At 45.6% G+C, this 25,484-nt stretch carries 22 protein-coding genes; 6 read left to right on the top strand and 16 right to left on the bottom strand.

Annotated elements, in window-relative coordinates; all coding sequences use genetic code 11:
- Positions 1–28: 28 nt before the first annotated feature.
- Together AC58QM_RS00670 and AC58QM_RS00665 are read right to left on the bottom strand one after the other, a co-directional pair.
- Positions 29–820, bottom strand: coding sequence for an ABC transporter permease (locus AC58QM_RS00670; RefSeq protein WP_497280507.1), 792 nt, complete (start codon positions 818–820; stop codon positions 29–31).
- Positions 817–1,593 carry an ABC transporter permease gene (locus tag AC58QM_RS00665; RefSeq protein ID WP_497280505.1) on the bottom strand — a complete coding sequence of 259 codons (777 nt, stop codon included), beginning with the start codon at positions 1,591–1,593 and terminating at the stop codon, positions 817–819. Before AC58QM_RS00665 ends, AC58QM_RS00670 begins: the two co-directional genes overlap by 4 nt.
- A gap of 410 nt (positions 1,594–2,003) precedes the next feature.
- Here AC58QM_RS00665 and AC58QM_RS00660 point away from each other — a divergent pair, with 410 nt between their 5' ends.
- Positions 2,004–2,147, top strand: coding sequence for a hypothetical protein (locus AC58QM_RS00660; protein WP_497280503.1), 144 nt, complete (start codon positions 2,004–2,006; stop codon positions 2,145–2,147).
- Positions 2,148–2,246: 99 nt separating this feature from the next.
- Here AC58QM_RS00660 and AC58QM_RS00655 read toward each other — a convergent pair whose 3' ends face one another.
- The 3 genes from AC58QM_RS00655 to arfA all read right to left on the bottom strand — a co-directional run bounded on the left by AC58QM_RS00655 (position 2,247) and on the right by arfA (position 6,398).
- On the bottom strand, positions 2,247–4,256 hold the full coding sequence (locus tag AC58QM_RS00655; RefSeq protein WP_497280501.1) for an LTA synthase family protein: 2,010 nt from the start codon (positions 4,254–4,256) through the stop codon (positions 2,247–2,249).
- 99 nt (positions 4,257–4,355) lie between these two features.
- Positions 4,356–4,691 (bottom strand): c-type cytochrome, encoded by a 336-nt coding sequence (locus AC58QM_RS00650; RefSeq protein WP_497280499.1) that lies wholly within the window; start codon positions 4,689–4,691, stop codon positions 4,356–4,358.
- A 195-nt stretch (positions 4,692–4,886) separates the two neighbouring features.
- Positions 4,887–6,398 (bottom strand): arabinosylfuranosidase ArfA, encoded by a 1,512-nt coding sequence (gene arfA, locus AC58QM_RS00645; protein WP_310499668.1) that lies wholly within the window; start codon positions 6,396–6,398, stop codon positions 4,887–4,889.
- Between the two features lie 161 nt (positions 6,399–6,559).
- Between arfA and AC58QM_RS00640 the strand changes: the two genes are divergently transcribed.
- Positions 6,560–7,465 (top strand): ArsR/SmtB family transcription factor, encoded by a 906-nt coding sequence (locus tag AC58QM_RS00640; RefSeq protein WP_497280497.1) that lies wholly within the window; start codon positions 6,560–6,562, stop codon positions 7,463–7,465.
- A 93-nt stretch (positions 7,466–7,558) separates the two neighbouring features.
- Here AC58QM_RS00640 and AC58QM_RS00635 read toward each other — a convergent pair whose 3' ends face one another.
- Positions 7,559–8,956 carry an MATE family efflux transporter gene (locus AC58QM_RS00635; protein WP_497280495.1) on the bottom strand — a complete coding sequence of 466 codons (1,398 nt, stop codon included), beginning with the start codon at positions 8,954–8,956 and terminating at the stop codon, positions 7,559–7,561.
- Between the two features lie 157 nt (positions 8,957–9,113).
- Here AC58QM_RS00635 and AC58QM_RS00630 point away from each other — a divergent pair, with 157 nt between their 5' ends.
- The 4 genes from AC58QM_RS00630 to AC58QM_RS00615 all read left to right on the top strand — a co-directional run bounded on the left by AC58QM_RS00630 (position 9,114) and on the right by AC58QM_RS00615 (position 12,528).
- Positions 9,114–10,004 (top strand): helix-turn-helix transcriptional regulator, encoded by an 891-nt coding sequence (locus AC58QM_RS00630; RefSeq protein WP_497280493.1) that lies wholly within the window; start codon positions 9,114–9,116, stop codon positions 10,002–10,004.
- 61 nt (positions 10,005–10,065) lie between these two features.
- Positions 10,066–11,265 carry an MFS transporter gene (locus tag AC58QM_RS00625; RefSeq protein WP_497280491.1) on the top strand — a complete coding sequence of 400 codons (1,200 nt, stop codon included), beginning with the start codon at positions 10,066–10,068 and terminating at the stop codon, positions 11,263–11,265.
- A 50-nt stretch (positions 11,266–11,315) separates the two neighbouring features.
- Positions 11,316–11,993, top strand: a complete 678-nt coding sequence (locus AC58QM_RS00620; RefSeq protein WP_497280489.1) for a TIGR00266 family protein — start codon at positions 11,316–11,318, stop codon at positions 11,991–11,993.
- 334 nt (positions 11,994–12,327) lie between these two features.
- Entirely contained in the window at positions 12,328–12,528 is a 201-nt protein-coding gene (locus AC58QM_RS00615; RefSeq protein WP_497280487.1) for a sporulation protein Cse60, read from the top strand.
- Positions 12,529–12,651: 123 nt separating this feature from the next.
- Here the strand turns inward: AC58QM_RS00615 and AC58QM_RS00610 are convergent, their stop codons facing one another.
- From AC58QM_RS00610 to AC58QM_RS00565, 10 genes are all read right to left on the bottom strand, one after another.
- Positions 12,652–13,782, bottom strand: a complete 1,131-nt coding sequence (locus tag AC58QM_RS00610) for a glycoside hydrolase family 88 protein (protein ID WP_497280485.1) — start codon at positions 13,780–13,782, stop codon at positions 12,652–12,654.
- 107 nt (positions 13,783–13,889) lie between these two features.
- On the bottom strand, positions 13,890–15,167 hold the full coding sequence (locus AC58QM_RS00605) for an ABC transporter permease (protein WP_497280483.1): 1,278 nt from the start codon (positions 15,165–15,167) through the stop codon (positions 13,890–13,892).
- Positions 15,160–16,065 carry an ABC transporter ATP-binding protein gene (locus AC58QM_RS00600; RefSeq protein ID WP_497280481.1) on the bottom strand — a complete coding sequence of 302 codons (906 nt, stop codon included), beginning with the start codon at positions 16,063–16,065 and terminating at the stop codon, positions 15,160–15,162. Before AC58QM_RS00600 ends, AC58QM_RS00605 begins: the two co-directional genes overlap by 8 nt.
- Positions 16,066–16,168: 103 nt before the next feature.
- Complete coding sequence (locus AC58QM_RS00595; protein WP_497280480.1) at positions 16,169–17,794, bottom strand: extracellular solute-binding protein; 1,626 nt, start codon at positions 17,792–17,794, stop codon at positions 16,169–16,171.
- Between the two features lie 33 nt (positions 17,795–17,827).
- Complete coding sequence (locus AC58QM_RS00590; RefSeq protein WP_497280478.1) at positions 17,828–20,188, bottom strand: helix-turn-helix domain-containing protein; 2,361 nt, start codon at positions 20,186–20,188, stop codon at positions 17,828–17,830.
- A gap of 146 nt (positions 20,189–20,334) precedes the next feature.
- Complete coding sequence (locus tag AC58QM_RS00585) at positions 20,335–21,216, bottom strand: carbohydrate ABC transporter permease (RefSeq protein ID WP_497280476.1); 882 nt, start codon at positions 21,214–21,216, stop codon at positions 20,335–20,337.
- A gap of 10 nt (positions 21,217–21,226) precedes the next feature.
- Positions 21,227–22,183, bottom strand: a complete 957-nt coding sequence (locus AC58QM_RS00580; RefSeq protein ID WP_497280474.1) for an ABC transporter permease — start codon at positions 22,181–22,183, stop codon at positions 21,227–21,229.
- 81 nt (positions 22,184–22,264) lie between these two features.
- Positions 22,265–23,884 carry an extracellular solute-binding protein gene (locus AC58QM_RS00575; RefSeq protein ID WP_497280472.1) on the bottom strand — a complete coding sequence of 540 codons (1,620 nt, stop codon included), beginning with the start codon at positions 23,882–23,884 and terminating at the stop codon, positions 22,265–22,267.
- 228 nt (positions 23,885–24,112) lie between these two features.
- The gene (locus tag AC58QM_RS00570) at positions 24,113–24,568 is read right to left on the bottom strand and encodes a DUF420 domain-containing protein (RefSeq protein WP_497280470.1); all 456 of its coding nucleotides are present in this window, start codon (positions 24,566–24,568) and stop codon (positions 24,113–24,115) included.
- A 17-nt stretch (positions 24,569–24,585) separates the two neighbouring features.
- Entirely contained in the window at positions 24,586–25,443 is an 858-nt protein-coding gene (locus AC58QM_RS00565) for a cytochrome c oxidase assembly protein (RefSeq protein ID WP_497280468.1), read from the bottom strand.
- Positions 25,444–25,484 lie beyond the last annotated feature (41 nt).

Raw genomic sequence — 25,484 nt, 5'->3', positions numbered from 1 at the left:
GTGCTTGCCCTCCCTTTTATTCATATGGTTAACTACCTGTGCTTTGATATCGTGAAAGTCCTAGCTTCCAGAAACGCATCGCTAGCCACAATACAACAGCGGAGACCGCCAAAGTCCCTGCCAGCAGCCCTATGCCTCCTTGATGCCTCAACACGTAGAGTGAAGGAATGTAATTGACGAAACCCACAGGAACGAGCACTAACAGTGCACCTTGCAGCCATTTGGGATAAATGCTGAGCGGGTAGCGAGCCGCTGTTTGCGAGGCATCTTCGGTCATATTTTGCAGAGACTCGATGCGTGTGAGCCAAAATCCAGCCGCCGCCGTAGCAAGCCCAATCGCGAACAAAATCACAGCACCTGTGAGGATGATGAAGACAGTCAGTGGGATGGCACTCCAGCTGATTTGCCCGCTAGCCATTAGCGCTTTCATCGAAATGAAGAGCAGGATCAGACCTTGGCTGACTTCCGCAATGAGAATCCGTGAATTTTGTGTCATCAAGGCAAGCAGTACGGGAACTGGTCGAATCAGAATCGCATCCAGGTCACCTGAAACGAGATATTTCTCAAGATGATGCACGTCTGAAGCAAGTGTCCGATAAATGGCTTTGGAAATTGTCATCATGCCATATAAGTAACTCACCTCGTAGAGTGTCCAACCGTGAATATTACCAAATTTCATCATGACCAGCGCGACCATCAGGAATTCAGAAATTTGAATAAACGAGGCCATAATTGTTGAAAAAACAAAATTAAACTTATACTGCATCCGACTTCGCAAATTGGCTTTAATGAGCAGCATAAACAACCGAATCGAGATCATCCGCCCTGCACCTCCAGCTTCCTGCGAACCATTTGGGTAACGGCCATACAGACACAAGTAAACCCGATGCCCCATAAAAGAGCGCCGAGCACAATCGTTCCATGTTCAAATCCGAGGTAGATCCGTGTCGGGTAATAGAGTAAGTAAGGGTATGGCGTGTACGAACTGATAGTTCGAAGCCAGCTTGGCAGCCATTCTAAGGGAATAAAAAATCCCGAAATCAACATAGCAAATGCATAATTAACCCAATACAACCAACGGGATTCCGTTGTCCATAAGGCGGCTACGCCAATTAAGTAGTTCATACAAATTGAAATATAGGAGGCCGTGACGAGCGAGAGAGCTGTCCATCCGTACACCGAAGCGTGTTGTGGAAGCTGTAAGGAGAAGATGAATACATAGAGGACATAAATCGGAATGCTTTTATATAAAAACTGATACCACACTTGGCCCCATTCCCGGCTCATCGCTTGGTAAAATAAATGCACCGGCCGCATGAGATCGACCGCTATTTGACCCGTGCGAACCGATTGCTCGAGTCCGAGTCCATTCGTCGTAAACTGAGTAATCCACAGAATCGCTTGGTTAAAAGCAATGTAACTCACCATGCCTTTGGCACCATACTCGCCTAGCGATGCATCACTGCCTAAACCTGTCCAGATGCTCGCATAAATAAAGCCGAACACTGCGCTTACTGCGTTATGCAGCAGATGCGAGCCGCGATACTGCAAGTTCCTTGCGTACGCCTTGCGCGCCAAAACCGCGAAAAGCATAAAACACCTCCTGTTTTGTCATTCAAGATCCGTTTGCCTTTTCGTTTATGTGCAGTCGCCGCGTAGAGACGGAATTTCATATTACCAAAATAACCCTGCAGCTGGCAACAGTTATTTCTTGTTGGGTGTTGATGTGCTGTTTAGTGGGAAAAACATTAGCTAATTTCGGCTTGGAGCCTTGCCGTACTGATTAACTGGATAAGGTACAGCTAATTTCGCGCGGATGAGACATTTAGCCGAAATAGATGGAAAAGGTACAGTTATTTCTCATGAATTCGATGAAATGGCGGGAAATGGCTGAATTTAACTGTATGTTTTCCAGGTAATCATCTCAAAGAGTGAATTTCCTGAAAAATAGATGGAGTTTTTCCATCTAATGCCGCCGTGTTAGCGGAGTTGAAGGGGTTGGGTTGGGTTGGGTTGGGTTGGGTTGGGTTGGGTTGGGTTGGGTTGGGTTGGGTTGGGTTGGGTTGGGTTGGGTTGGGTTGGGTTGGGTTGGGTTGGGTTGGGTTGTTCTGCTTGGCCGAGGTACGGAGGCCTGCGGTTGGGTCTGATACAGTGGCGTTGCAGATGGGTTCAACCACCCAAACACACAAAGACCGCCCCCTCAAGTATTCTCTACTTGAAGAGACGGCCTTTTTATCCAAACTACACTACTGTGTACTCGGCTGCTTGGTGTCATTGCTGCCTTGTGCCTCGGACTTTGCCGCGCCCGTACCGCCAAATTCGGCGTTGTAGTCTGCTTGCGTACCCTTGGTCAAATAATCGTGATCCAAATAGTCGGCCAAATATTGCTTACCGAACATTAAATCGTACTGCACGTTTCGATAGTCATTTATTAATGATGCCGCGGATTCCGGTGTAGTTGCATGCAGTTGTCCATCCTGATCAACGATCAAGTTGCTTAGCAAGCCTGGTACTTGCCCCGCCAACTCAGCATCCAAAGCGAAATTCGCTGGCTTTTCCATATGAAGCATATCCAGAACATGTGCACCTAGGAAGGAATCACTCAAAAGTGGAATGTCCTGTTTCGGCATATCGAAGTTAGACCACGTAACTAGGGGAATGCTATGCATCTTCTTGATTTCCTCCAACGACCACTTATTAGCATCGCTTGTTGAGATGAAGCCTGCTTCTTTATACACCTGATAATCCATGCCTAACATCGGTAAATGGTCACCATAGAATACGATAAGTGTAGGTTCATCTGAATCCTTGAAATGATCGATCATCATTTGCAAGCTTTGATCCGCGTCATGCGCACCTTGCGTGTACGTTTCTAGAATACTTTTTGCTTGCGCAGAAAGATTGCCCGTTGCTTTGAACTGATTTTCTCCATAGCGAGGGTCATCGTACGGTCCGTGATTTTGCATCGTAACGGTGTAGATAAACATCGGGTTTTCCGTTTTATCCACTTCACTAATCACGTTTCTTGCCACTTCTGCATCGGAGATAAAGTAACCTTTCATTTCCGGATTATCGAAGTGCTCGCTGCTTTTGAACGCTTCAAAACCTAGCTCCTTATAGACAGAATTCCGATCCCAGAACCATCCTTCATAGGAGTGAATCCCCATACTTTTGTAGCCATGATCAGCAAAATAACTCGCCAAACTTGGTACTGGCTTGGAAATGTACTGTTGATACGGAATGGACCCACCAGGTAGGAAGCTCATCGAGTTCCCCGTTAACACTTCAAATTCCACGTTACTCGTACCGCCTCCATACTGAGGGGAAAGCAAATAACCGGAACTTGACTCCTTCTGCAGACGGTGAATTGTCGGAAGTGGATCTTCGCTAAACGTGACATTCTCTAGTAGGGTTGGGTCCCAGAATGCTTCGCTCATAACGAAAATAACATTCGGCTGTTTCCCGTCAGCAAGCGTAGCTTTCGCTTTACGAACGCCAGCATCTTTTTGTACTGCTGCCTCTTGAATATTTGCCGCGGCCGCAGCCAGTGCTTGCTCACTGTACGTATCCGGCTTCTGCACAATCGAGTTCTTCACATTAAGTGTGAAGGCAAGTGTGAGGCCGTTGTTCGCGTAGTTTTGCTGCTGATCCCATACAATTTCGTTCACGCCTGCATGGTCTAACACTTTGCCTGCCAAAGGTGTTTTGATCCCAAATGCATACAAGGCATAGAGCGAAAAAAGCCCTAAACCGATTCGAGCGATGACTGGAATTGTAGTACGCGGAATGATCCATCTTAGTGCAAGAACGATGAGAATCGCGGCCGCAACCGCACTTATTCGAATTAATGCCGCTTTGCCCGTAACTAACGATGCAATGTCCATACTCTCTTTATTCAGCAATATATCCCAAGGGAAGAACGGCTCCCCGATCATTTTCACTTTCATATACGAGATAATTGCCATTAGACCAAGAATTAAGGTCGAGATGGAGCCGGAAATCGCCAATGACCCAACAAGGGCATAAATAAAGGCGAGAAGGAAGAAAGATAAACCTACGTTTAGCACAAATAAAGGTTGATTACTTGTAATCCATTGCATAGTTTCAGCAAAATTGCCACGCTCAAGAAACTCCATACCTACGACAGACAAAATCGGTAATCCGATCATAAATAAAACTAGTGAAATCGATGCTCCCAGACGGCTTGAGCTCTTTTTACTCGAAAGACGCTTCCGGGGCTTCAAATTCAAGTGCATCTAACATCACTCTCCTCATGCCCCTAATTGTAAATGTCAATTGTGAAGAAATTATGTAGCTAACCTTAACGTAACCTTAATCATACCAGTTATTTACAATTACTTAAGACCAGCCAACCAAGTTGCAAGTGCTTTCAATTCCTCTTCTTTCATCGTGACCTGAAACGGCGGCATCCCGCCACCACCCTTTTGTATCCGTTTTACAATTTCAGCTTCATCGAGGCGTTCTCCCACTTTTTGGATATTGGGACCTTGCCCGCCCTGTAATTGATTACCATGACACGAGATACAATAGTTCTGATATAACTTTGAAACATTCACATTAGCTGAAACACTCGCACTAGGTGTAGCCGATGGTTGATCTCCCCCACAAGCGGTTAAGCCTATTGCAGCTACCAACACGAATCCCCCAACCCAACTTACTCTCATTTTCATGTGCCCTAACTCCTTCAATCTCATTTCTCTCATCATACCAGAGCGTGGATTGGAAAAGAAAGAAAAGCCGCGGGCACCGTCACCTGGAAAGCCTCGCATACCTTATACGATCGAGGTTTTTCCTATGACTATTATGGTACCAAACGCGACTTTTTAGCACATATCAAAGAATAAGTTTTCGGTACTCGAAGACTTTTATACCAATTTAAGACGAATTACATTCCAAGACGCTTTACCTAGAACAGCTTCAATGTGCCCATTCGAAGAAATTTTCGCATTCCCTGCGGAATGCGGTTTTACTCGGTCCGGCGCTTCTAACGTATTGGTCGCCTTGAGATCCTCATGCTCTAAAACAATATGCTCAACGATATTGAACCCGCTGAAACTGCGAAGATCCATCTCTAGAGGGAGCGCTTCGGCCAGATGGCGATTCACTGCGAAGATCGTCAACTCCGATGTTTCCTCATTATGTACAGCAACGGCCTCCAAGTAAGGAACATCTGTGTAGTCTTTCGCATCATATTTCGGCGATTTAATGAGCGGTACAAGGACCGTTCCACGGCCAAATACACTAGCATGAAGATAAGGATAGTAAATCGTTTGCTTCCAAGCCGCACCGCCATTGGCTGTCATAATCGGAGCGATCACATTGACCAATTGAGCTAAGCAAGCCATTTTGACACGATCAGCACGTTTGAGCATGGAAATTAGCATACAGCCCACCAGAAGCGCATCTTCATGATTATAAATGTCCTCCAGTTGGGGCGGTGCGATGGACCAAGGCTCGATTTTACGATCAGCATCGTGGGAGTGGTACCATACATTCCATTCGTCGAAGGAAAGATTGATTTTCTTTTTGCCGCGCTTCTTAGCCTGAACGTAATCTGCCGTTGCAATGACCGTGTGGATGAACCGATCCATGCCTAAAGATTGGGCCAAGAAATTCGCTGAATTTTGTTCTCGATTGCCGTAATACTGGTGAAGCGAAATATAATCAACATGATCGTAGGTATGCTCAAGTACGGTTGCTTCCCAATCTGGGAAGGTAGGCATCGTTAAGCTTGAACTGCCGCAAGCGACTAGCTCGATCGAAGGATCTACCCATTTCATCACTTTAGCTGTTTCACAAGCGGTACGACCATACTCGACTGCGGTTTTGCTTCCTGTTTGCCAAGGACCATCCATTTCGTTGCCTAAGCACCATGTTTTAATTTTATGCGGTGTCCGATAGCCATGGGAGATTCGCAAATCACTCCAGTAGGTGCCACCTGTGATGTTCGCGTATTCAATAATATCCCTAGCTTCATCAGGACCGCGAGTCCCCAGATTCACGGCCATCATTGCTTCTGTATTCGCTTTGCGGCACCAGTCCATGAACTCATTCAGACCGACTAGGTTCGGCTCAATTGTGCGCCAAGCAAGATCAAGACGTCTCTTACGCTGATCGAGAGGTCCGATACCATCCTCCCAGTTGTAACCCGACACAAAGTTTCCTCCTGGGTAACGAACGATTGGCACTTGTAGACTTTTAACTAACTCCAACACATCTCCGCGAAATCCTTGCTCATCTGCTTGCGGATGTCCAGGTTCATAAATACCGCCGTATACCGCGCGTCCCAAATGCTCAATAAAGGAACCATACAGACGTGGATCTACTTCTCCTACTACAAAATCCTTATCAATGATCATGCTTGCTTTCATAGACATTACGATCACCTCATAGTATAATTAATAAAAATATGAATCAGTTAATATAATTATTATGTATGATCATATTAAACAATAAAAAAGAAGGAAGATCAAGACCCTTCCCCCGTTTTCGTTGCATTCACATTTATGTTAATCAGTTAGAAAAGGAGTTGATGGACATGATTCACACGACAACAGACCGCAAATGGCTGCCCTTATATGAAGCCTTGGCTAGCGATGTGCGGCTTAACATATTGGAATTATTAGCTGAACAAGAGATGAACGTAAAGGACTTAGCTCAGCGGCTTTCGTTAAGCAGTGCCATCGTGACGATGCATGTTAAGAAACTGGAGGCAGGCGGGCTCATTCATACGAAGCTCGTTCGCAAGCAAGGCGGTACGCACAAAATCTGTACACTCGCCCTCGCGCGTATTGACGTCCAGCTCCCTCAGTCGACTGAACAGAAGCGCTTATTCAACGAAGTATCGATTCCCGTCGGTCACTATACGCGTTTCGAGGTTCATCCCACCTGCGGTTTAGCGACGGAAGATCGGCTGATCGGTCAGTTTGACGATCCTCGTTTTTTCTTTGAGCCAGAGCGTATGCATGCCAGAATCCTGTGGTTTGCCAAGGGCTTCGTCGAGTACCGGATTCCTAACTATATGCTTGCAGGGCAAGACTTGGAGGAGATCGAAATCTCGCTGGAGATAGGCTCCGAAGCACCAGGAATCGCAGCCAATTGGCCGTCCGATATTCACTTCTATGTGAATGACACCTTGCTGGGCTATTGGACAAGCCCCGGCGATTCTGGAGATGGCCGCGGTCAACTGACCCCAGCTTGGTGGTCGGACTACACGAACCAGTATGGTTGGTTAAAGGTGCTTCGCATCACCCAAGAAGGGACTTTCCTCGATGGACAGCTGCTATCCAATGCGACCATTCAGGATCTTCCCATCTCCCGCAATGAGTGGATATTACGTTTAGAAGTCCCTGAGCATGCTGAGCATGTCGGTGGTTTGACGTTGTATGGAGAAGGCTTCGGCAACTACAACCAAGACATCCGATTTCGAACTTACCGGAGTTAACTGACATGGAACACCAAAGGGGAACACAAGTGACTTGTCACTCTTGTTCCCCTCTCTTATTTGTGCACCAGCAACCTATGTAGGTGCCCTAGTTTAAGCACTATGCACACTTCGAACTTCTGCTCCAATCCCTCCTGAAGCATCAAGAACCTTCGCTTTTCTTTCCGCCATGCGCAAATACTTCTTTCGCCGCCAACGGATAGCCACCAGAATACCGCGAAGATACTCATCGCACATCATCGCTATATAAATCCCCGTTAATCCTAGACCATAATGTAACCCCAAGACATAAGAAAGCCCCGCAGCGACACCCCACATTGAAAACAACGAGATCACCATATTAAATCGTGTATCACCAATCGCATTCAGAGCATTACCAAAGCCCATATTGATCATCCTGCCTGGCTGAAGTATCGCACTTAGTACAAGGCAAGAGAGTGCTAGATTGATAATACCTTGGTCAGAACTGAAGAAACCGAGAAAGCTTTTTCCGATAATCAAAAGAAGAATACTATTGAACCCGACTAAGCCAAGTCCAATCCAGGTGCCGCGATAGCCTGCTTTATATACGGCATGTGTATGCCCTGAGCCATATAGATGCGCAATCTGGATTTGAGCCGATAAAGCAATCGAATAACCCAACATAAAGCAGATAGATTCCAGCGTATTCATATACGTTCTCGCCGCCAAAGCAGCAGCCCCCATCGTTGCCAAAAAGCTATAAATCGCCAGCTGCGATAAAACCCATGACGACATATTGACGCCGAGCGGCCAGCCGATTTTGATAATTTCACTAAATAGCTTTCGATTAAAAATAGCAAGATCACGCCATCTGATTCTTCGCTCAAAGGCAGTAACAAACATATAAAGCAGCAAACAAGTCGCAAGTAACCGACTCACTAGTGTCGAAATGGCAACACCCGTTAAGCCGAGCTGTGGGAATCCGAAGGCTCCATTAATCCATACATAGTTCAAAATGACGTGAATGACATTCATCCCGATCGCGGTTATCATGGGCCCCTTCGTGTTCCCTGTATTCCGAATGGCCGTGCTGAGTGTAGCCGTCAATGCAGTTAACACCATGCCGCTGCCGACAATTGAAATATACGTATGTGCTAGCGGAAGCAGCCGCTCTTCTAACTGAAACAGTCGCGCTAACGGAACAGCCTCGACATACAGGATGACACTGAGTATGGCACCAATCAATCCGCTGATCGTGACAGCCATAATCCCAACCGTTCGTGCGGCTTCCTGTTGTTTGGCTCCAATTTTCTGAGCAATGAGAATACCTGCCCCACTTGCAACTGTCATAAATAAAATCATCACTGCCTGAAAGATCTGATTCGCTAAACCAACTACGGCTACCGCATCATCCGAGACACGGCTTACCATCAGCGTATCCACCGCGCCTAAGAGGAGTTGAAGCAGTAATTCGACAAATATTGGCCATGCTAGAATCCATAAGGAAAACTTATTTTTCTCAGTCGTCATGTTCACGCCACCATCCAGTATACTTCGCTATTTGTTATGTAAATGAAACTTACTAGTCAGTTCAAATTATAGCTGTTATAGTTGGATTCATGTATCAACATCGCAACTGAAACTTATACAATTCCAACTTTTACACAGAATTAAAGAAGGTGGTATTATGGCATTTCTTGAGATCACGATTCCTCCTCTGCCCCACTATATCGCGAGTGGATATAACAGTATCCCCAAGGGAGGACAGCACCCCAGTCGCAGCAACATCCAAGTATTTGATTTGCTTATCACAACTTCCGGCTGCTTCTACATCGGTGAAGAGGATGAACGTTTCGAGGTTGGGGTCGGGCAGGCTGTCATTTTACGGCCTGATCGCTACCATTTCGCGACCAAAGTATGCGAGGAACTAACCTACACCTACTGGCTGCATTTCCATGTAGGCGGTGCTTGGGAGTTAATGAAGCCGAGCGCCGTTGCAGCTGTTTCTTTAGAGGACCCTGCTCCAGAGGATGCCGTGGTGGAAGCCTTCGCCGTGGACCCCTTCACCATGCGCATCCCGCAATTTACGACACTCCAGCACCCCGAGAAAATGTATGAAGTCCTTGATCAGCTGCTACAGCTCCAGCCTCGTGCGCACGTGAACAGTGTTCGTTTTGCCCAGCAGCAGTTATTTCAAGAGATTCTATATCAATTGGCTGCCTCCGCAGAGACCGCTCATGCATCTGCCTCCAGAGCCTGCGCTGAGAAGGCGGCCTCCTACTTAAGGCAGCATTTCCGAGAATCGGTTACCGCTAAACAGCTGGGGGATGAGCTCAATTTCCATCCTGTGTACATAGCTCGCTGCATGCAAAAAGAATACGGCTGCTCTCCCTTAACCTATCTGCTTAAATTACGGGTAAGTCAAGCCAAACTATTGCTTCTACAAACGGAGCTCCCGATTGCCCACATTGCTCAGGAAGTTGGCTTTGAACAAGCTGCTTATTTCGCTGCAAGCTTTACCAAGCTCGAAGGAATGTCGCCTCGCTCGTACCGGCAGCAGTTCGCACATGGGTCCTAAATGCTTGGGGATCGAGCCATTTATGCTATACTGAGAAAAAAAAGGATAAGGAGTCCACGTCATGGCAACCCCCTTACATTGGAAAAAGTCATTATGGATACTTTGGGGTGCGAACTTCTCCATTACATGTGGCATGAATCTAGTTCTTCCGTTCTTACCTCTCTACATCGGGGAGTTAGGGGTTCACGACTTAGATGATATTGTCCGTTGGACAGGCTGGATCGTGGCTGCCCAATTCATCACTTCCTTTTTGACCCAGCCACTATGGGGAGCCATTGCCGATCGACGCGGGCGTAAGATCATGCTGCTGCGCGCCGGCTTCGGAATGGCCATCGTCACCGCTCTAATGGGCATTGTTACATCGCCTTGGCAGCTGCTATCGCTGAGATTGTTGAATGGATTCTTCTCCGGCTTCATCTCGATGGCGGTTTCATTGCAAGCCTCACTGACCCCCCGAGAACATTCGGGTAAGTCGCTTGGCACCTTGCAAACTGGCGCTATCGCAGGCACACTCATCGGCCCTTTAATCGGCGGCGTACTAGCCAGCTTTCTCGGCTACCACCACGTGTTCTTCTTCACAGGAGGGCTCATGCTATGCGCCAGCCTCATCGTCATGCTGTTCATTAAAGAGGAGCGCAAGCCTGTCACCGCGAAAAAGGTACGACAGCGGACGCCGTGGCGCTTGTTCCGCCCCTTACTGCCTGTGTTTGCTGCATCACTGATTACGCAGATCGGTATGATGAGTATCGAGCCGATTGTAACGGTATATGCCAAAACCTTATACACGGGAGCGCACTTGGCCTTCTTCGCCGGGCTTATCGTCGCAATCACGGGCATCGCCAATCTATTCGGAGCTCCGACCTTGGGTCGGTTAGGTGACCGAATCGGGCAGCGCATGACGCTGGTCATTGCCCTCACGATGGCGGCTGTCGCTTTCATACCGCAGGCTTTTGCCACTAATATTACGACGCTGCTCATCGGCAGATTCCTGCTCGGACTGTTCATCGGCGGGATGATTCCTTCGCTGAACGCTTTAGTCATGAAGCTTGCAGCTCCTGAGATTCAAGGCACCGCCTATGGCTTCAATACGTCTTCGCTGTTCCTTGGGAATCTCATTGGCCCCTTGCTCGGCAGTCATCTGGCAGCGGAATACGGCTTCACTTCTGTGTTCTTTGTAACGATGAGTATATTGCTAATTTGTGCCGTGTTCGTGTATGCGAATCGCAGCTTGGATGCAACCACACAGCCCAAAACCGCGTAGAAATATAAGGAAATTAGGATAATCTACAAATAATTAAATGGAGGATACCGATGAAACACGAAATCTTATATAAAGGCGCATTTCCGATGCTGCGCGTGCAGCTTGAAGCTGGTGAGAACATTAAAGCCGAGTCTGGCGCGATGGTTTCCATGTCCCCGAATATTGAACTTAAAGGTACGGCAGACGGTGGAATTATGCGCGGTCTTGGACGGATGCTCAGCGGCGAAAGCTTCTTCTTCCAGGAATTGAGTCCTAACCGTGGATCCGGCGAGGTGCTCCTAGCACCTGCTGTTATCGGTGATATTGAAGCCGTTGAATTAGATGGCACCTACAAGCTTTATGTCCAAAAGGATGGCTTCCTTGCCGGCACTTCAGGCATTCAGGTGAACACCAAAATGCAGAATCTAGCGAGCGGCTTCATGTCCGGCGAAGGCTTCTTTATCGTTGAGATTAGCGGTCGCGGCACCGTATTCCTCTCCTCCTACGGCGCGATCCATGCCATTAACTTGGCGCCAGGCCAAGAGGTTATTATTGATAACGGGCATCTGGTTGCTTGGCCGGATTATACGCCTTATACGATTGAAAAAGCCTCCAAAGGCTGGATTTCCAGCCTTACGAGCGGCGAAGGCATCGTCTGCCGATTCAGAGGTGAAGGCGTCGTGCTCATCCAAACGCGGAATCCGAAGAGCTTCGGCGGTTGGATCAAACAGCTGCTGCCGGGTAGATAAGGCAGCAATGACAAAGAAGCATGCGAAGACGGTTACGTCTTGCATGCTTTTTTGGTTTGTTGCGCGGCGAGCAGTGTCCATCATCTGATCCTATCTATCTATTTTATCTTCTAGTCGCTCCAGCACTTCCTGCATATCCGTCATTCTTCTTCAATTTGACACCTATTAGATAAAGTGATATGGTCAAGAGAACAGGACGTTCCGCTTTTTGCGGGATGTCTTGTTGTACTTTTATGGGTATCGATACATCTCATCTAATTACTTTGCGTATAGGTGAAGTCTTCTGTAATATCTGTTGTACATACTCATCAATCCATTTAGGGAGGAATTTGAAGTGATTCAGGTAAAGGAGTTTTTAGATACGGATGCGTCTTATGCAGAGACAAGAGCTAATCAGTTTCTAGCCGAATTGAAAGATGAACAAATTGTTAATGTTTGCTATGGATCCATCTTGAAGTCATCCCCAAGCGGCGTGGGTTTTCAACGTAGTGCAATCCTTGTAGTTTATAAATCGGAAGAAAGTAATCTTAAGTAAACGAGTTGTTTACACGAAGATAGAGACTGCTATTCCTGTCGCACAACAAAGAGGCATTTCAACACCTATAAAGTGTCGAAATGCCTTTTGTTGTGTGAAGATGATGTGCAGGAGACTGACTTTCTACCAATAACCTTTTGTAACTCCCTGTAACTTGGCGACAGCTTCCACAAAGTAATAATCGCCATAAATAAGGGAACAATCCACATTCGTATTGGCTGGATGATGTCCACAACCATGGAGTAATAAACCTTCATGAGAACGATCAGACCTTGTAGCGTAATGATTATATAAATTAGAAATCGCCTCAACAGCATACCTTTCATAGCGTTGCTGTTCTTCTCCGTCAACGTGCTTGGCTAGCTCTAGTAAGCTCGCAGCAGCGATTGCCGCAGCTGAACTATCCCGATAAGCATTCACGCGATCAGTGACATCAAAATCCCAGAGAGGCACCAAATCCGCCTCTACTCTGTCTAGGTAAACTTTAGCACAGCTGCGCGCTATGTCCAAGTAGGCTTTCTTACCTGTATATTTGTAAGCGTATGTGTAGCCGCCAATAGCCCACGTCTGACCTCTCGACCAGCATGAATCATCTGCAAATCCTTGGAAGGTTTGTCCGAACTTAGGCTCACCTGTTTCTGGATCAAAGACGAAGGTGTGAAACGCCGTAAAGTCTTCTCGAATGATTGTACGCGCACATGTATCCGCGTGTGCCTCCGCCACTCTTCTGTATTCCTCGTCTCCAGTTTCTTCCGAGGCCCAGAATAGAAGCGGCAAATTATACATACAATCAATGATGATTCTGCCTCTATTTTCCTCGCTGAAGGGTTCTCCTGGTACCCAAACATTCCATGCTTGAATGAAGTTACCCTTACTATTAAATCTGGACTTGAGGTGGTCAGCTGCATCAAGCGCCACTTTGCGCGCATAGGTATCCCCTGTCAGCTTATAGTCAGCTACAAAGGACAAGGAGTAAAGAAAGCCGAGATCATGATCCAAGGTTTCCGGCGTCTCATACATCCGTTTTAACAGTCTAGGGTAGGAGTCACGAGCGGACTTCATAAACGTCTCGTCCTTGGTTAACTCATAGCAAAGCCAATTCATACCTGTCCAGAAACCGCCAGTCCAAAAACCATTTTCAGCAAATTCATATTTGCCTTCTTTGGTATGAGCAGGCAGAGCATCCCCGAAGGAAGCTGCATTACGACTTGTTTTTTCGGTAATAAAATCACTAATTTCACGTAATGATGGCATAGGATCCTCCAATAATATAATCAATGTAAACTTTATTATAGGTGCATCCTTGTTCCAAAACTACGAGGTAATCTTTTGTTTATATAAGACGATCTTTCGAGATATATCTACCGATACGCCCGCATCGCCTTGCGCAGTTCCTTCAAGCTAGGCCGCTTGCCGTACATCAGCACGCCTGTGCGGTAGATCTTCGCCGCAAGCCAAGCCATCGCACCGATGGACAGCAACTGAATGGCGATCGAAAGCGCAATCTGCCAGAACGGCGGGCTGCTCATTCCGATGCGCAGAAACATTATCATTGGCGAGAAAAATGGCACGAAGGACATCGTAACCACGAAGGGTGCATTCGGGTGATTAAGACCGAAGATCGCGATCATGAAAGCCGCAACGATGACATAGGTAACTGGCATAATGGCTGGCCCCACATCCTCCGTTCGACTGACAAGTGAGCCTACTGCCGCGAAAATCGTCGCGTAGATGAAGAAACCGAGTAAGTAAAAAATCAAGAAATAGACGATAATTGATATTTCTAAATCGCTCCAACTGATTTTCAGATCCTTGATGGCCGATGCATCACTAAACTGAATATTAATGGCTGCAACGACGATTAATGCGGCGATTTGTGAGAGCGCCAGCAAGCAAATACCAATGATTTTACCAAACATCTGCTTGAGTGGTGACACGCTAGTAATGAGCAATTCCATGACGCGCGTACTCTTCTCGGCTGTGATTTCCGTTGCAACGAGATTCCCAAATCCAATGGCTCCCATGTACAGCATGAAGAGCAGGATATACACCAACATATAGGACAGCCTCATTTGGGACTCGGTTTTGCCCACAGCAGCTTGATCCGAAGTGGATATTTGCACGGTTTCTAAGGAAACAGGCGTCTGTATATCGGTTTTAAGCGCATCTGGCAGACCAGCGCCTTGCAGCACGATATCCGTCTTAATTAGCTGAAGCGCCGTTTGCAGCTTGTTTTTAGGCGAATCCATCGTTCCTGTGGATTTATAGATCATCTTCGGGAATCCGCCCTGTTTCCCCTGCGTGAATTCTAGATATCCCTTGATCTTCTTATCCGCAATTTGCTGCTTCCCGTATGCCTCATTTGCCTCTACACTTCCTTGATCGGAAAGAGGGACAATTTGTATCTCTGCATTCGGCTGATTGTTATAAAAAGCTTCTAATTTGGACGCCACAACCGCTTGTTGTGTGCCAAATATGCCTATTTTCGTCGCCTCATCGGAAGAGAATTGTTTGATAATGGTGGGAAGATGAATCAAAAGCGATATTAGGATTAGTAAGATTAGACCCATCACTTGAAACGATTTCGTGCGAAAGCGAGACAGGAATGTAAATTTAATGACTGTCCATATACTATTCATGCTGGCTTCCCACCTTCTGGATAAAAATTTCATTCAAGGTTGGCTCCATAATCTGAAAACGCTGCACGGTGGATCGTTCCATCGCGTATTGCAGAATACGCTGTGCGGCTTCTGGTTGCGCAATACGTAGCTCGTACCCATGTAGCCCTTGGTTCATTGAGGTTACGCCTGGAAGCTTCTCTAACCCCTCTACACTGGTCGCTGTCTCCAGCACAACTCTCTCCTTCGGGAAGCTTGCTTTAATGTCCTTTAAGCTGCCTTGAAGAATCGTATTTGAACGATGAAGCATACAAATATTCTCACAAAGCTCCTCCACATGCTCCATGCGATGGCTGGAAAATAAAATCGTTCTCCCCTCATCACGGAGGCTTTTCACTGTTTTCTTCAGCAGCTCGACATTCACCGGATCTAGTCCGCTGAAGGCTTCATCCAGAATCAGAATCTCCGGATTATGAATGACCGCCGCAATGAATTGAATCTTCTGCTGGTTTCCCTTGGACAACTCCTCCACCTTACGGTTGTAATAATCAGGAACCTCAAACCGTTCCAACCACATCTTCAAGCTGCGATCTGCCTCGCGTCGCTTCATTCCTCGAAGCTCAGCTAAGTATAAAATCTGCTCACTAATTTTCACTTTGGGATATAAGCCGCGCTCCTCTGGTAAATAACCCATCAAACTGCGGAGCTCTTCCCGATAGCCTTGCCCGTTCCACCTAATATGGCCTTCATCCGGATAAATAAGACCGAGTACCATCCGCATTGTTGTCGTTTTGCCAGCGCCATTCGCACCTAATAACCCATATATTTCTCCCTGCTTCACTCGCAGCTGAATCCGATTCACGGCTGTTCTATCTCCGTACTGCTTCGTTACCTGTTCAACAACTAAAGGGTATGTCATCCATGAACCTACCTTTCATCACGAAGTTGATTACGCTTACTATTTTACATGATAATGGAAGATTAATGAATTTTTCTAATCCAAATACAAAAAAGAGAAGCGTTCAACGCTTCTCATACCGATTTAAGGCTAACTTCTGGATCTCGATAGCTCGATCAATTTTGGATGCTTTCATCTTACTAACGTAGCTATCAAATGCATCTAGCGGCTCAACACCGAGAATAATCTTCAGAGACATCTCATCAACAAGTGTCATCACATCCATCATAATCGAAGAAAACTCAGCACTCTCCAGCTCTGTCTTCGGAGTTTGCGGTAGGGTGTACGATTCAACTTGCGTATCCGCCCAGATCCCAATCGCTTTCCTTTGCTCAGGCAACGTGTAATATTGTTCAACATACCGAACATCCTGAACAAACGGACCAAAATAGCTTGCTCTCGTATACATCGACAAGGCTTGCGAAGGTGCCAACTTATCTGGATTTCGCAGGATCCAATCCGTATAGGTCGGATAGCCGTCTTTCAACGTGTAGCTCGTTCCTTCAATGCCAAAATTAAAGAGCATATGTCCTTCGTCACTATAACCGTAATCAAGTAACTTAGCCGCCTCAGCCGCATGTTGACTATTACTTGAAATCGCTACGCCACCAGTCCCGACATAATCATAACTCTTCTGTCCAAATTTCGGCTTATCCCCTTTATGGAGTACGGGATATGGGGTTGCTGCAAACAAAGCTGACTTGTTTTTCTCTTCGACCAGTGGCTGCCACTTCCCAATACCGGCCCCCGCATTCCAGATCGTTGCCCCGCTGCGCCCTGTTACCATATTGGAATCCATCGTTTTGGTATCCACGGAAGCGATGTTTTTATCGATTAATCCTTCCTTATACCAAGCTCGGAAAGTAGCTAAAAAATCCTGATAGCCCTTCTCCATAGGACCATACTTGACCTCACCCTGATCCAGGTAGAACCCTTTGCGAATCCCATAAGCCCCGACAAAAGCGCCACCCTCAATCCCAAATAACGGATTCGGCACGCCTAGGAAAGTTAAAGGTGCTGCAACTCCCTTCTTTTCCTTGAACGTCTTGAGCACCGTATGCCATTCCTCTATCGTCGTTGGCACCTCTAGCCCGAGCTCATTCAACCAATCCTGCCGAATAATCGGCCCTTGATACGTACGAAGCTTATCGTCACCACGGATAAAGGGGAACACGTAATAGCTGCCGTCATCGGTCCGAATTTGCTTATCGATTTCGGGATGCTCCTTTAAGTACTGCTTTAGATTAGGGGCATACTTATCGATGACCTCATTCAGCCTCAAAATATACCCATCCTTGATCGCCTTTTCAGGTCCACCAGGGAAGCTGTCCCATTCGAACTCCATCATATCAGGCAAGTCGCCAGACGCTAATAAGACATTCATCGCTTCCTTGGCTTGATTGGCAGAAGGCTGAATGAAGGAAAGCTGAACCCCTGTCCGCTTCTGCCACTCTTGAAAAAAGGGAATATCCTTGAATTTGGTTTTCACACTGGCGGCATTCCCATTCAACTCTGACCAATAGGTCAATTTAGTGGTTGCTGGCACAGACTGCTCCTTATCAGTAGTCGTCGTTGTTGGCTGCCCTGACGGTGTCGTCAGATTCGTTGGACTCTCTGAAGAGCATGCCGTGAGTCCAAGGGTGAACATACATAGAAGTAATATTGCCTTGCTGCTAGCTCGTCTGCTCATTCCGTTCCCTCCCAGCATGTCATCTTCTTATCATCAGTTCATTTCTTTATATTTCCCAGGTGTTATTCCTTCATATTTCTTGAAAACACGTATAAAGGTTGCCACTTCATTATAGCCAACTAACTTCGCAATCTCCGAGATCGAATCTTGCTTATAGCTGATCATTTTTTTCGCTTGTTGAATCCGGTATTTCGTAATGTAGTCGAGCAAACCTTCACCCGTCTGATCTTTGAATAATTTGGATACATAGCTACCTCTTAAGGCAAAGTTTTCACCAATTGTATTCACATTCAAATTAGCGTCTTGATACTGCTCCTCAATATATTGCATAACTTTGGCGATTAATTCGCGCAAGGTTTCCGTGCGTTCCTTCGTCTGGTTTGCTTCTATTTTAGAAGCGGCAAACGCACACACCTCTCCGAGGAGCAACTGCAGCTCTTGCTGCATCTCGAGGATGGTGTCGCATGCAATGATTTTATCCATCCACAAGGGGTTGTCCCCTAACCAGGGCTGCGTCGTTCCGTCCCCAAGCTCATTCATCGCTTTCACCATCGTACCCACGAGGTTAAAAATGAGGCATCTCGCCAAGGTAAGCGACACCAGCGGCTTATCAAAATTTCGCTCCATGATTTCGTTCATGCTAGCCGAGGCTTGGTCAATATCTCCCGTTTTGATGAGATTAATAATTTGCTGCTCCACTTGGAGTGGATAATAATAGCCCATCTGCAGCTTATCGGCCGTATCGATACGAATCTCATCGTAGGTGATGATCTCCCTTTTGCCTCTAACCATCTTATATTCCATAGCATCCAGTGCTTCACTATACGCCTCAGCAACACCTACCAAGGCAGGGTGAACACCGCTGATGGAGATCGTTAGATCCATATGGAATCTTGTCAGGAAACGCTGTGCTTCTGCAGCAATCCAATCCAGATCAACCTTCCGCTCGGCTGCATCCGTCTCTGCAAAGTTCACCAAACATACCATCATATCGTCGATCTCTGCCACGTAACCAGCATGCTTACGATGTCCAACGAGCTCTTCAACAACATTCGTGATAATGAATTGCATCAATTTTCGGCGTTCACTGATATCCATACCGGGTAAATTCGTAGATATACTATCGGAATTCTCAACCGCAAACAAAATGACCGCGAAATGATTCGAAATCACATCCATATGAAAGGTCTTGAAAGCTTCCTCATAGGATACGAGTGAATCAATTCTCCCCTTCAACAGTCGATTCAACATATTCGAACGGAGTACATGATGGTGAGATTGCAGCTGTAGCGCGATTTGATCCTTCTCATCCCGTGTATGCGAGATCATTTTCTGAATGAAATGCAGCTCATTCCCATCTGCGCGTTCCTCGAACGCATTTTTATCGGAAATCGATTGAACCAAACGTTGGATCGGTGAGTAATTACGGCGCAGAAAGAACCAGGTCAGCACCGCTGCACCAAATAAGCTGATCAGGATGCTGATATAAGTAAATTTGCGGACATACTCCGCTTTTTCCCAATAAATACGACTTGGAATGATCAGTACATATTTCAAATCAGAAACAGCCGATTGAATATAGAAAAGCTCTGATTCTCCATCCTGCGAAGGTTTGTACGTAACATTATCCTCATCCTGCAATTGCTCCAAAATGAGATTCTTATTCACCGTCACAGGAACATTGGAGAGTAGAACTTGATTGTCATGATTAAGGATGACGATTTGTCCACCGCTAAACCCTGAAATGCTTTCGATAGCCTTCTCGAACCGTTCCATATCGGCCATCACAACGACTGTCCCTGTTTGTTTACCATTCAAATCCTTGGGCAGGTGTGTGATGTACGCGATGGAAGAGGAAGACGGACCTGCATCTACGCGGGGAAGGATAAGAAACTGGTTATTCGTCGCTTGGTGAATCGTATTCAACCATTGTTCATACCGGAGGGTACCTGTATTGTGGATCGTATCAAACGCTGTTTGCAGATCGCGCATATTTCCCGGGCGGAGAATTGCAGCTTCCTGATCCCAAGTCACATAGAATTCATCGATCGTCGCATAGGAGGTTTGATACATCCGAAACTCTTTTACCAGCTGAAAAGCCAGATATTGATCATCATTTGTTCGTATATTCGTGTACATTAAACTTTGAAGCTTCGTATTCCAAGTAATTTCCATATTTAACCGTTTCATCAAATCGAACTGTGTGTCGATCGTATAACGGACTTGTTTGAGTAATGAATCGTTCGCACGATGAATTTCACTTTTTAGTGCATGACTAGACTGTGAATAAATAAGAATGCTCATCAGCATAGGCACGAACAAAACAGCGCTGTACGATAATAACCAAGTAAATACAATACTCTTTCTTTTCGGCCAAAATAATCGAAGCTTCACATGGATCTCCTCCCGCTGCGCACCTTGAAAAATCCTCTGAAGGGATTGTCACCTTCACTCTATTATACCTCTGTTCGCAAGGGGAGGAATGTCCAAAATGACAAATCCAATTGACAAAAGCGCTATTAGATCCCTATTTCTGGGGTTTAGCCCTTCAAGGAGCCTACCATAACCCCTTTAACAAAGAAGCGTTGTACGAATGGGTAGACACATAGAATTGGCAATGTCGCCACGACGATTGTCGCATATTTAATGGTTTCCCCAATCTGGAAGCGATCACCCGCATCGGCTCCCACGGACATACCATCTGTTGAGTTAGAAATTAGTATTTCCCGAAGTACAAGCTGTAACGGGAAGAGATCCCGGTTTTTGATGAAAATCGATGCGTAAAACCAACCATTCCATTTATCAACGGCATAATACAGAATCATCACGGCAATGACGGGCATGGAAAGCGGAATGATGATTCGGAACAAAATCGTAAAGTGATTGGCCCCATCGATTTTGGCCGACTCCTCTAAACTGTCTGGTATCGCCATAAATGCTGTTCGCATAATAATCAAATTGAAAGTAGAGATTGAAAAAGGAATAATCGTCGCCCATAGAGTGTCGAGTAGGCCTACATTTTTGACAATCAAATAGAGCGGGATTAAGCCTCCATGGAAGAACATCGTGATGACAATGATGATCATAAATGCCTTATTCCAGATCACATTTTTTCTAGAAAGTACGTATGCACCTAGCGCAGTCATCAAAAGGTTGACGATAACGCCGGCGACGACGATAAACATCGTGTTGCGGTAGCCGATAAGAATGCCAGGGTTCTTCATCACCCCTTTATAGGCTTCCCAACTAAAGCCAAGTGATTTAAATAAAATCCCTTTATGAGCAACTAATTCATTCGCATTACTGAAGGAAGCAAATAATACGTAAAGTAAAGGGTACAACGTTACGATAACGAGTAGGCTCAAAATCAAATGAATAGCAATATCGAATAGTCTTTCTACAAAACTTGGTCCTTTTCTCATCAACATCACCTCACCATAAGCTGCTTTCATTTACTTTACGACTGATATAATTCGCTGTAATGAGTAGGATTAGATTGATTATGGAGTTAAATAAGCCAACAGCCGAGCTGTAGCTCCATCCAAACTCTAGCAATCCTTTGCGATAGACGAAGGAGGAAATCACGTCCGCCGTTTCATAAGTGACAGGATTATAGAGCAGAATGATTTTCTCAAAGCCCACATTCAACAGATTACCCATACGCAAAATAAACATAATCGCAATCGTCGGCATAATACCTGGCAATGTGATATACACCATCTGTTTCCAGCGACTAGCGCCATCCATCCGTGCAGCTTCGTACTGTTCGGTATCGATACTCATTAATGCAGCAATATAAATAATGGACTCCCAGCCAATACGTTGCCAAATCTCGGATAAAATGTAGATCGGCCGGAACAACTCCGACTTCTGCAGCATCGCTTGTCCGTCATACCCGAAAGCCATCGCGATATTATTAATAACCCCATCCGCATTCGTAAAGTCCGTAATAATTCCGCAAATGACGACTAGTGAGATAAAATAAGGCATATACGTAATCGTCTGTGCGACGCGCTTAAATGTCTTACTTCGTACCTCATTGATCAAGAGGGCTAGAATAATCGGAGCTGGAAACTCAAAAAGCAACGAATACAAGCTGATGACCAGCGTATTTTTCAATATGCGCCAAAAATAAAAAGAACTGAAAAAATCATGGAAATGCTTAATGCCAACCCAATCACTACCAAGGATTCCCTTCATAGGTGAATAATCTTTGAAAGCAATTAAAGCACCATACATCGGTGCATAATGGAAAATCAAATAATAAGCGAGCACTGGTACCATCATGAGGTACAAGTACTTATTAGCGATAAAATCACGGATATATCTGTTTGTCCCCGTTTGTTGCTTCGTAAGCTTTACGCTTTCCAGTGGCTGTGTATTCGCCATCTCCATCCTCACCCTCTCGCCAGTTTACTTATAGAAGAGGGAGATCTCAGATCCCCCACTTCTCCATTGCACAAAAGAAACTTATCGCTTGTTATAGCGATCTAGTGCTGCTTGTTGAATCTCGATAGCGCGGCTTAGATTAAGTGACTTCATTTTATCCACATACTTCTCAAAGCTATCGGCTGACTCGTTACCCAAAATGATTTTTAACGTCATTTCATCAACCAACGTGTTCATATCGCCCATGATTTTCGCATATTCAGAGCTTTCTTCCGGTGTTGGTGTTAATGGTGGCAAGCTGTATTTGGCAGTATCGGTTTTCTTCCACACATTGATCGCATCGCGTTGTGCTGGCAGAACGAAGAATTGCTCCGCATAACGCTTGTCTTGGATAAATGGCCCGTTGTAGCTACCGCGAGTGTACATGGACATCGCTTGTGCAGGTGCTAATTTATCTGGATTCTTCATCAGCAAATCCGTATATTTTGGATAGTTATCCACCATCGAGTAGCTTACACCCTCTGTTCCGAAGTTGAAGAACATATGGCCAGCTTCACTATACCCATAATCCAACATTCTGACTGCAAGTTCTGGATTCTTGGATTTAGCCGTTACCGCGACAATACCTCCGGAGGAATACGGATTATCCTTTTGACCAAACTTCGGCGTATCGCCTTTTTTGAGTACTGGATATGGCGCTGCTACTAGCTGTGCCTTCGGATCTTTAGCCTGTACAAGTGGCTGCCATTTGCCTATGCCGCCGCCAGCATTACCGATACTTGCCCCTGTAGCACCCGTAGCGAAGCTGCCGTCCAAGGCTTTCGTATCCACCGTTGCAATGTTCTTATCTAACAAGCCATCTTGATACCATTGGTGGAATGTCTTCAAATAGTCTTTGAAGCCAGCTTCCGACGGTCCGAACTTGATTTTCCCATTATCCAAATAGAAGCCGCGGTTCACACCAAATGCACCTAAGAATGCACCGTTGTAAGATTCATTGAAGAAACGTGGTTTGCTGATAAAGGATAGTGGCGCTGCTGCACCTTTCTTCTCTTTAAATGCTTTCAGTGTTGTCGTCCAGTCATCAATTGTCTCAGGAACAGGAAGCCCTAACTCATCCAACCAGTCTTTACGAATCATCGGGCCTTGGAATACCTGTAGATACTCATCTCCACGAATAAAAGGGAATGCATAGTAACTTCCGTTATCCGTTTTTACCATTTTGTCGACTTCTGGATGCTCTTTGAGATATTTCTTCAGGTTCGGTGCGTATTTATCAATCAGATCATTCAATTTCAAAATGTAACCATCTTTAATCGCTTTCTCCGGTCCACCTGGGAAATCACTCAGAAAGTTATATTCGATCATATCTGGCAGATCTCCGGATGCTAGCATCACGTTAAGCGCTTCTTTGGCTTGTCCTGTAGGAGGTGCTAAGAATTTAAGCGGGACGCCAGTTTTCTTCTGCCACTCTTGGAAAAAAGGGACATCGGCATGTGTCGTTTTCACACCTGTTAAGTTCCCGTTCAACTCGCCCCAGTAGGTCAGCGTTTTATCAGTTGTCATCGGATACGTCGTCGCACTCGCAGTTGCTGGTGCTTGTGACTCACTCGTTGTTGTCGTTGACTCTGTCTTCGAGGAACAGGCAATGGCTGTACCCATCATCATGACAATCATGGTTGAAGCTAAAATTTTCTTCATTCGTTGACCCTCCACTACATGTTATGGTGAGATGCATCTCTTCCTTAAGCGTAGTGGAATCCACCGAATTAACCTATGAGCAATATGAAGAATGGCATGGTCATTTCGTCATCGCCAATTGTTGATTTCTGCAATCGAATGGGCGAAATCACAAAATCAGCACTTAGGAAGACAAAAAAATAGCACGGAATGATGAACTTTCACATCATTCCGTGCTATTGAGATGGTTTACAATCCAAAAATGGCATCAATTACGGGCTTCGTTGTTCCACCTGGATATAGGATATACAACAATATATAGACCATAACGCCTGTTGGGGCTGTTAACAGCCATACAAACGCAGCGATTTTTCCGATTTTCTTATGTTTAAGGAATTTCTTTTTGTAAGCAAACCACAAAGTGATAAGTCCTAGTACACCACCTAGCGTTGCTAGTGTGATATGGAAGAACAAGAACAAATGATAGGGTAACACTAAACTTTTTGGGCCGCCAAAGGAGGTGTTTCCTTCAAATATAGTACGGGACATGTAGATGATGAAAAAGGCTAACGCGAAAATTGCGCCCAAAACCATCAGCTTTTCATGCGTTTCTCGGTTCCCTTTAACAATATGATACCATCCGAACCCAACAAAAATGGCACTAATCACAATAAACATCGTAGAAATTGTGGGTAATATGTGCATCTTTCGAAATCCTTTCTCTAAGCGCGATTCCAGTTCCCGCCTTGATTATTCAAGCTTTCTTGTGATGGAAGTGGATCCAATTCGTCCTCATCCTTGCGTTCTCTGCGATACCAACGGAAGAAAATGTAAGCTAACGTGGCGCCATAGATAATCTCTTGCAAAATTTTCATGATTACGCCACCTAGTTGTTGATCATCAAGCGGCGACAGGTGAACAAAAGGAACCGTGACATTGTTATACATATCATAGATAATCGTATCTGCAAAAATGATAAGCGCACAAGCCGGTGTCAATAAGACGCCATTCCCGAAAATATACGCCATTTTCTTCAAATCGTTCAAGCGATTCAGCTCAGGCAGCGGGCAAAATACAGGGAACCACATGATAAAGGCCGTCACTAAAAGCACAGTATGATAAGCAAGAAGCGGTACATCATTCTTCATCAAGTAATCCATAATAAAAGGCATATGGTAGATGGAGAATAGCATATTGAACATGAATAATGCGATCAGAGGCCGTGTAAAAAAGGAAAATAGGCCACGGAATACGACATTCGTCATAGCTGCTCTAAGCAGCCATGCCGGCGTTCCTAACCAAATGAGAATCGGTACGATCAAGTAAAGAATCGTTTGTTGCAGCATGTGCATACTGAACAAGTAGTGATGCCCAATATAGTTAATAGGGCTTCCTTGTCCAACGTAGAATAAGAACAACCCTGTGTAAAATAGAAGCTGTTGTGATGTCGAAATTGGCTCGGATTTCGCAGCGCTCCCATTTCCATTCACGACAAATCGACCATAACTATATGCGATCACAACGACGATCAATAGTAAAACAGGACTCCACAAATCGAAAAACCCACCAATCTGACTCATACCCGCATCTATCTCCTTTCAAGCTGACTACTTCCAATTAA

It is taken from the genome of Paenibacillus sp. J22P165, from assembly GCF_059692015.1.
This window is presented reverse-complemented; position numbering and strand designations above follow the sequence as displayed.

What these genes read in the sequence shown, in the direction of transcription:
- AC58QM_RS00575 (WP_497280472.1), bottom strand. Translation starts at nt 23,884, where the DNA reads ATGAAGAAAATTTTAGCTTCAACCATGATTGTCATGATGATGGGTACA.
- AC58QM_RS00665 (WP_497280505.1), bottom strand. Translation starts at nt 1,593, where the DNA reads ATGCTTTTCGCGGTTTTGGCGCGCAAGGCGTACGCAAGGAACTTGCAG.
- AC58QM_RS00600 (WP_497280481.1), bottom strand. Translation starts at nt 16,065, where the DNA reads ATGACATACCCTTTAGTTGTTGAACAGGTAACGAAGCAGTACGGAGAT.
- AC58QM_RS00595 (WP_497280480.1), bottom strand. Translation starts at nt 17,794, where the DNA reads ATGAGCAGACGAGCTAGCAGCAAGGCAATATTACTTCTATGTATGTTC.
- AC58QM_RS00565 (WP_497280468.1), bottom strand. Translation starts at nt 25,443, where the DNA reads ATGAGTCAGATTGGTGGGTTTTTCGATTTGTGGAGTCCTGTTTTACTA.
- AC58QM_RS00630 (WP_497280493.1), top strand. Translation starts at nt 9,114, where the DNA reads ATGGCATTTCTTGAGATCACGATTCCTCCTCTGCCCCACTATATCGCG.
- AC58QM_RS00570 (WP_497280470.1), bottom strand. Translation starts at nt 24,568, where the DNA reads ATGCACATATTACCCACAATTTCTACGATGTTTATTGTGATTAGTGCC.
- AC58QM_RS00655 (WP_497280501.1), bottom strand. Translation starts at nt 4,256, where the DNA reads ATGCACTTGAATTTGAAGCCCCGGAAGCGTCTTTCGAGTAAAAAGAGC.
- AC58QM_RS00625 (WP_497280491.1), top strand. Translation starts at nt 10,066, where the DNA reads ATGGCAACCCCCTTACATTGGAAAAAGTCATTATGGATACTTTGGGGT.
- AC58QM_RS00650 (WP_497280499.1), bottom strand. Translation starts at nt 4,691, where the DNA reads ATGAAAATGAGAGTAAGTTGGGTTGGGGGATTCGTGTTGGTAGCTGCA.
- AC58QM_RS00605 (WP_497280483.1), bottom strand. Translation starts at nt 15,167, where the DNA reads ATGAATAGTATATGGACAGTCATTAAATTTACATTCCTGTCTCGCTTT.
- AC58QM_RS00670 (WP_497280507.1), bottom strand. Translation starts at nt 820, where the DNA reads ATGATCTCGATTCGGTTGTTTATGCTGCTCATTAAAGCCAATTTGCGA.
- AC58QM_RS00635 (WP_497280495.1), bottom strand. Translation starts at nt 8,956, where the DNA reads ATGACGACTGAGAAAAATAAGTTTTCCTTATGGATTCTAGCATGGCCA.
- arfA (WP_310499668.1), bottom strand. Translation starts at nt 6,398, where the DNA reads ATGTCTATGAAAGCAAGCATGATCATTGATAAGGATTTTGTAGTAGGA.
- AC58QM_RS00640 (WP_497280497.1), top strand. Translation starts at nt 6,560, where the DNA reads ATGATTCACACGACAACAGACCGCAAATGGCTGCCCTTATATGAAGCC.
- AC58QM_RS00620 (WP_497280489.1), top strand. Translation starts at nt 11,316, where the DNA reads ATGAAACACGAAATCTTATATAAAGGCGCATTTCCGATGCTGCGCGTG.
- AC58QM_RS00610 (WP_497280485.1), bottom strand. Translation starts at nt 13,782, where the DNA reads ATGCCATCATTACGTGAAATTAGTGATTTTATTACCGAAAAAACAAGT.
- AC58QM_RS00585 (WP_497280476.1), bottom strand. Translation starts at nt 21,216, where the DNA reads ATGAGAAAAGGACCAAGTTTTGTAGAAAGACTATTCGATATTGCTATT.
- AC58QM_RS00580 (WP_497280474.1), bottom strand. Translation starts at nt 22,183, where the DNA reads ATGGCGAATACACAGCCACTGGAAAGCGTAAAGCTTACGAAGCAACAA.